The organism is Salipiger sp. HF18 (assembly GCF_011806505.1).
GTDB lineage: Bacteria > Pseudomonadota > Alphaproteobacteria > Rhodobacterales > Rhodobacteraceae > Salipiger > Salipiger thiooxidans.
Genome location: NZ_JAATOS010000260.1, coordinates 1 through 5800, shown reverse-complemented (window position 1 = coordinate 5800; position 5800 = coordinate 1). Strand labels below are relative to the sequence as shown.

Here is a 5800-nt window from a genome sequence, read left to right as displayed (position 1 = left end):
CCCGGCTGGCGCAGGGTCTCGCGCGCGGCGCGGGGGAATTCGGGGAGCTCGTCGAGGAACAGCACGCCGTTGTGCGCGAGGCTGACCTCGCCCGGTCTGGCGCCGCGCCCGCCGCCGATGATCGCCGCCATGGAGGCGGTGTGATGCGGCTCGCGGAAGGGGCGCAGGCGCGAGATCCCGCCCCCGGAGAGCAGCCCCGCCAGGGAGTGGATCATCGAGGTCTCGAGCGCCTCGCGCGGGCTCAGCCGGGGCAGCAGCCCCGGCAGGCGCGCGGCGAGCATCGACTTGCCCGAGCCCGGCTCTCCCACCAGCATCAGGTGGTGGCGTCCGGCGGCGGCGATCTCGAGCGCGCGCTTGGCCCGTTCCTGCCCCTTCACGTCGCGCAGGTCACGCAGCTGGCCGGGGGCGGGGATCTCGCCGGGCTCGGAGGGCGCGATGGGCGCGTCGCCGGTGTAGTGGCGCACCACGTCGGCAAGGGTCCGCGCGCCCAGCACCCGGCAGTCGCCGACCCAGGCCGCCTCGGGCCCCGAGTCGCGGGGGCAGAGCAGGGTGCGCTCGGTCTCGGCGGCGGTCATCGCGGCGGGCAGGGCGCCGGGCACGGCGACCAGCGTGCCGTCGAGCGCCAGCTCGCCAAGCGCCATGGTCCGCGCGATCTCGTCCCCCGGCAGGATTTCGAGCGCGGCGAGCAGCCCCAGCGCGATGGGCAGGTCGAAATGCGAGCCCTCCTTGGGCAGGTCGGCGGGCGAGAGGTTCACGGTGATGCGCTTCGAGGGCATCGCGATCGACATGTTGCTGAGCGCTGCGCGCACCCGTTCGCGCGCTTCGGAGACCGCCTTGTCGGGCAGGCCCACGATGGCAAAGCCGGGCACGCCCGCAGTCACGGCGCATTGCACCTCGACCGGGCGCGCGTCGACCCCCTCGAAGGCCACGGTGTAGGCATGCGCGACCACTTCCCACCTCATCGTCAGGCATCACGGGAGGATGCGCGACAGATGGTTAGCCAATCGTTAACGACACCGGACGGCGCGGCGAGGGGGGCGGTGCCGCCCGCGCCGGGCAGGCCTCCGTTCAGAGAAGGGCGGTGAAGGCGGGCCAGGCCGTCGGGTCGACCATGGTCATGTCTCGGCAGAAGGGGTTGCAGAAGCCGAAGACGCGGCCGTCCATCTCGAGCAGGTCGGTGACCGGCTCGCCGGAATAGGAGCAGGCGGCGTTCTCGGGCGTGCCGGTCTCGACCGCGCGGGCGGGACGCGGCGCGGGCCCGGGCCACTCGCCCTTGTCATGCGGGCGGTCGTACCACGGTAGGTGCTCGCCCCGGGCAATGCCCATGGCGCGCCAGCGGCGGAAGGCCGGGTCGGCGAGGTGCTCGGCCACGTAACCTGCCGCAGCGGCTCCCACCGGGAGTCCGTAGCCCGCGATGCGCGCCGCGACCGGGGCGAAGAACGCGTCCGCCGCGCTGTAGCGCCCGAAGAGCCACGGCCCGCCATCGCCGAACCGCCCGCGGGCGAAGGCCCAGAGCGCCTCGATCCGGGCGAGATCGGCGAGGGTCTCTTCCGAGGGCGTGAAGCCCGTGTAGGCCGCCTGCAGGTTCATCGGGCATTGCTCGCGCAGGGCGCCGTAGCTCGAATGCATCTCGGCGGCCATGCTGCGGGCGGTGGCGCGCGCCGCCGCATCCGAGGGCCAGTGCCCGGCCTCGGGATGGCGGCTGGCCAGTTCCTCGGCCATGGCGAGGCTGTCCCAGATAACCGTTCCGTCCTCGGTGACAAGCGCCGGGACGGTCCGGGCAGGGGCGATCCTGGCAACCTGCGTGGCCACGGGGCCGTGAAGGAAGGTGATGTTCTGGACCGAGAAGGGAAGGCCGAAGCGCTCCATGAGCAGCCATCCGCGCAGCGACCAGCTGGAGTAGGTGTAGTCCCCGAGAATTAGGCAATCGCCCATCGTCCGCTCCCTCGATCAGCGTGTTTCCAGCGATTTAGCGCGGATCTCGCGCCCGCGGAAATTCCGATTTGTGGGGCCGGGCATCACCCTCCGTCATGCGGGGGTCATGCGCGGCGGGCAAGTTCCCAAAAAAGTGCCCGTTGCCGGAAACCTTTTCCGGACTAGGGGCGTTCAGATCATGTGGCACCGTTCGGGACGGGGTCGCGAAACACGGCGGAAAACGCCGTCCTGAGCAACGACGACGGGGAATGCCGATGAACACCGAGACCTTCAACGACCAGACCTTGTCCCGCCGCGCCATGAAGGCCGAGCTGCTGGATGCCGAGACCGAGCTGCGCCTTGCCTACGCCTGGCGCGACCAGCGCGACGAGGCGTCACTGCATCGTCTGATCAACGCCTACATGCGCCTTGCGATCTCCATGGCGTCGAAGTTCAAGCGCTATGGCGCGCCGATGGGCGACCTCGTGCAGGAGGCAGGGCTGGGCCTGATGAAGGCAGCCGACAAGTTCGACCCCGACCGGGGGGTGCGCTTCTCGACCTATGCCGTCTGGTGGATCAAGGCCAGCATCCAGGATTACGTGATGCGCAACTGGTCGATGGTGCGCACCGGCTCCACCTCTTCGCAGAAATCCCTGTTCTTCAACATGCGCCGGGTGCAGGCGCGGCTCGAGCGCGAGGCAGCCGCCGAGGGCAAGACCCTCGAGCGTCGCATGCTGCACGCCGCCATCGCCCAAGAGATCGGCGTGCCGCTCTCGGATGTCGAGATGATGGAAGGCCGTCTCTCGGGCTCGGATTTCTCGCTCAACGCTACGCAGTCCTCGGACGAGGATGGGCGCGAGTGGATCGACACGCTTGAGGATGACGGCGAGCAGGGCTCCAGCGTGGTCGAAGGCCGACTCGACAATGCCCAGCTGCGCGAGTGGCTGGTGGTTGCCATGTCGGCCCTGAACGACCGCGAGCGTTTCATCGTGCGCGAGCGCAAGCTGCGCGACGAGACCCGCACGCTCGAGAGCCTCGGGCAGGAACTTGGCCTCTCGAAAGAGCGAGTCCGGCAGCTCGAGGCCGCGGCCTTCGCCAAGATGCGGAAGTCGCTTGAAGCGCAGTCGCGCGAGGTGCAACACTTCCTCGCATGATGCGCAATTCCAGCTTGATCGCACCGCTCCTCGCAGCGTGCTTCGCCGCGTCCGCCGTTCTGGCGGACGAGGGCGATTTTTCCGACGCCCAGGTAATTTTCCTCGGCGAAGTCCACGACAACCCGGCTCATCATGCCCGGCAGGCCGAACTGGTCGCCGAGCTCAAGCCGGTTGCGCTGGTCTTCGAGATGCTGACCACCGACCAGTCGGCGCTGATCCATCCCGAAGATCTCGAGAACGAGGCGGGGCTGGCCGAGAAGCTCGACTGGGAAAACTCCGGCTGGCCGGAGTTTTCGATGTATTTCCCGATCTTCACCGCGGCCCCCGGGGCGGCGATCTTCGGCGCCCAGCTCCCGCGCGAGGAAGCGCGGCGGGTCTCGGGCGAGTCGCTCGACCGGGTGTTCGGGCCGAGCGCGGGCTTCTACGGCCTCGACGAGCCGCTGCCCCCGGAAGAGCAGGCCATGCGTGAGACCATGCAGATGGCCGCCCATTGCGACAGCCTGCCGCTCGAGACGCTTCCCACAATGGTGGGCATCCAGCGCCTGCGCGACGCGCGGCTGGCCGAGACCGCGCTCGAGGCGCTGTCGATGCACGGAGGCCCCGTGGTGGTGATCACCGGCAACGGCCATGCCCGCACAGACTGGGGGGCGCCTGCGCTGCTCAAGCGCGCGGCGCCCGAGGTCACCGTTGCGGCATTGGGGCAGGGCGAGACCGGCTCCGAGGGGCCGGACGGCAGCTTCGATCAGGTCGAGGAAACCGCCGGTGTCGAGCGTGACGACCCCTGCAAGGCCTTCGAGAAGCCGCCAGCCAATTGAGTCTTCCCGGCCCGCGCCGTAACAGTAGGGCAGCTTGGGTTGGGAAAGGCGGGCGACATGCTGTCGGGCAAACGCATCCTTCTGATCATCGGTGGCGGGATCGCCGCCTACAAGGCGCTGGAACTGATCCGGCGCCTGCGCGAGCGCGGTGCGGCGGTGACGCCGGTGATGACCGCTGCCGCCGAGCAATTCGTGACACCGCTGTCCGTCGGTGCGCTGGCGGGCGAGAAGGCCCACCGCGCGCTCTTCGATCTTACCAGCGAGGCCGAGATGGGGCACATCCAGCTCTCGCGCGTGGCCGACCTGGTGCTGGTGGTGCCGGCGACCGCGGACCTGATGGCGAAGATGGCGCAGGGGCTCGCGGGGGATCTTGCCTCGACGCTGCTTTTGGCCACCGATACGCCGGTGATGATCGCGCCCGCGATGAACGTGCGCATGTGGCAGCACCCGGCGACGCAGCGCAATCTCGCCCTGCTGCGGAGCGATGGCGTGACGGTGGTGGGCCCGGACGACGGCGACATGGCCTGCGGTGAATTCGGGCCCGGGCGCATGTCCGAGCCGCACGAGATCCTCGCCGCGGTCGAGCGGGCGCTGGCGGACGGGCCGCTGCGCGGGCGCCGCGTGGTGGTGACCTCGGGCCCCACGCACGAGCCCATCGACCCGGTTCGCTACATCGCCAACCGCTCGTCGGGCGCGCAGGGCACGGCCATTGCCTCGGCACTGCGCGATCTCGGGGCCGAGGTGGTCTTCGTGACCGGCCCCGCCGACGCGGCGCGGCCCACGGGCGTTGAGGTCATCGAGGTCGAGAGCGCGGTCGAGATGCGCGCTGCGGTGCTGGGCGCGCTGCCCGCCGACGCGGCGGTCTTCGCGGCGGCGGTGGCGGACTGGCGCGTGGCCACGGCCTCGGACAGCAAGATCAAGAAACAGGCGGGGCGGCTCCCGGTGCTGGAGTTCACCGAGAACCCCGACATCCTCGCCGAAGTGTCGCAACTCCCCGAGGGTCGGCCGGGTCTGGTGGTGGGCTTCGCCGCCGAGACCGACGACGTGGTGGCCCATGCCACCGCGAAGCGGTTGCGCAAGGGCTGCGACTGGATCCTCGCCAACGACGTGAGCCCCGCGACGGGAATCATGGGCGGCAGCGAGAACGCGGTGGTGCTGATCTCGGACGACGGATCCGAGGCCTGGCCACGGATGGGCAAGCGCGCTGTGGCCGAACGGCTGGCGCAGCGCATTGCCGCGGCGCTGGGCGCGCCTGCGGCAGAGTGACGTCAGAAATCCACGGAAAGATGAAAGGGCAGGGGCACATGGTTTCCATCGCGGTGCAGTGGGACGAGGGCGCGGACAGGTCGCTGGGCCTCCCGGTCTACGCAACCGAGGGCGCGGCGGGTGCCGATCTGCGGGCCAACCTCGCCGATCGCGGCAGGATCGAGCTGGCACCGGGGCAGCGGGCGCTGGTGTCCACCGGCCTGCGGCTGGCGATCCCCGAGGGCTGGGAGGTGCAGCTGCGCCCGCGCTCGGGGCTGGCGCTGAAGTACGGCATCACGCTGCCCAACGCGCCGGGCACCATCGACAGCGACTATCGCGGCCCGCTGGGCGTCATCGTGATGAACGCGGGCGACGCGCCCTTCACCATCGCCCATGGCGACCGCATCGCGCAGATGGTGGCGGCGCCGGTGGTGCAGGCCGGGTTCGAGGTGGTCGAGGAACTGCCCGAGACCGTGCGCGGCGCGGGCGGCTTCGGCTCGACGGGCATCGGCTGATGCTGGTGGTGCTGGCGCTTGCCGCGGCGATCTGGGGGCTGGGCTGGGTCATGGGCGCCTCGCGCTCGGCGCGGGGCTACATGCTTGCGCTGCTCTACGTCGCCGTGCTGGCGCTGCATCTTTTGCTGCCGGACGGCCACCCGCTGCGGCAGGCGAC

6 protein-coding genes are annotated in these 5800 nt (G+C 70.4%); 4 read left to right on the top strand and 2 right to left on the bottom strand.

Going from position 1 to position 5800, the window contains the following annotated elements; genetic code table 11:
* Together HC022_RS17790 and HC022_RS17785 are read right to left on the bottom strand one after the other, a co-directional pair.
* Positions 1-950: ATP-binding protein (locus tag HC022_RS17790; RefSeq protein ID WP_167453324.1), on the bottom strand; the 950-nt coding region annotated here is incomplete at its 3' end.
* A gap of 118 nt (positions 951-1068) precedes the next feature.
* On the bottom strand, positions 1069-1935 hold the full coding sequence (locus HC022_RS17785; protein ID WP_167453323.1) for a glutathione S-transferase family protein: 867 nt from the start codon (positions 1933-1935) through the stop codon (positions 1069-1071).
* 254 nt (positions 1936-2189) lie between these two features.
* Here HC022_RS17785 and HC022_RS17780 point away from each other — a divergent pair, with 254 nt between their 5' ends.
* The 4 genes from HC022_RS17780 to dut are packed head-to-tail and all read left to right on the top strand — an operon-like array spanning position 2190 to position 5643.
* Entirely contained in the window at positions 2190-3068 is an 879-nt protein-coding gene (locus HC022_RS17780) for an RNA polymerase factor sigma-32 (RefSeq protein WP_167453322.1), read from the top strand.
* Between the two features lie 14 nt (positions 3069-3082).
* Complete coding sequence (locus HC022_RS17775; protein ID WP_368484691.1) at positions 3083-3883, top strand: ChaN family lipoprotein; 801 nt, start codon at positions 3083-3085, stop codon at positions 3881-3883.
* 57 nt (positions 3884-3940) lie between these two features.
* A complete protein-coding gene (coaBC, locus tag HC022_RS17770) occupies positions 3941-5149 on the top strand; it encodes a bifunctional phosphopantothenoylcysteine decarboxylase/phosphopantothenate--cysteine ligase CoaBC (RefSeq protein WP_167453320.1) in 1209 nt (402 codons plus the stop codon).
* A 38-nt stretch (positions 5150-5187) separates the two neighbouring features.
* Positions 5188-5643 carry a dUTP diphosphatase gene (gene dut, locus HC022_RS17765; protein ID WP_167453319.1) on the top strand — a complete coding sequence of 152 codons (456 nt, stop codon included), beginning with the start codon at positions 5188-5190 and terminating at the stop codon, positions 5641-5643.
* Positions 5644-5800 lie beyond the last annotated feature (157 nt).

Coding starts and splice junctions, on each gene's coding strand:
- HC022_RS17785 (WP_167453323.1), bottom strand. CDS start 1,935: ATGGGCGATTGCCTAATTCTCGGGGACTACACCTACTCCAGCTGGTCG.
- HC022_RS17780 (WP_167453322.1), top strand. CDS start 2,190: ATGAACACCGAGACCTTCAACGACCAGACCTTGTCCCGCCGCGCCATG.
- coaBC (WP_167453320.1), top strand. CDS start 3,941: ATGCTGTCGGGCAAACGCATCCTTCTGATCATCGGTGGCGGGATCGCC.
- dut (WP_167453319.1), top strand. CDS start 5,188: ATGGTTTCCATCGCGGTGCAGTGGGACGAGGGCGCGGACAGGTCGCTG.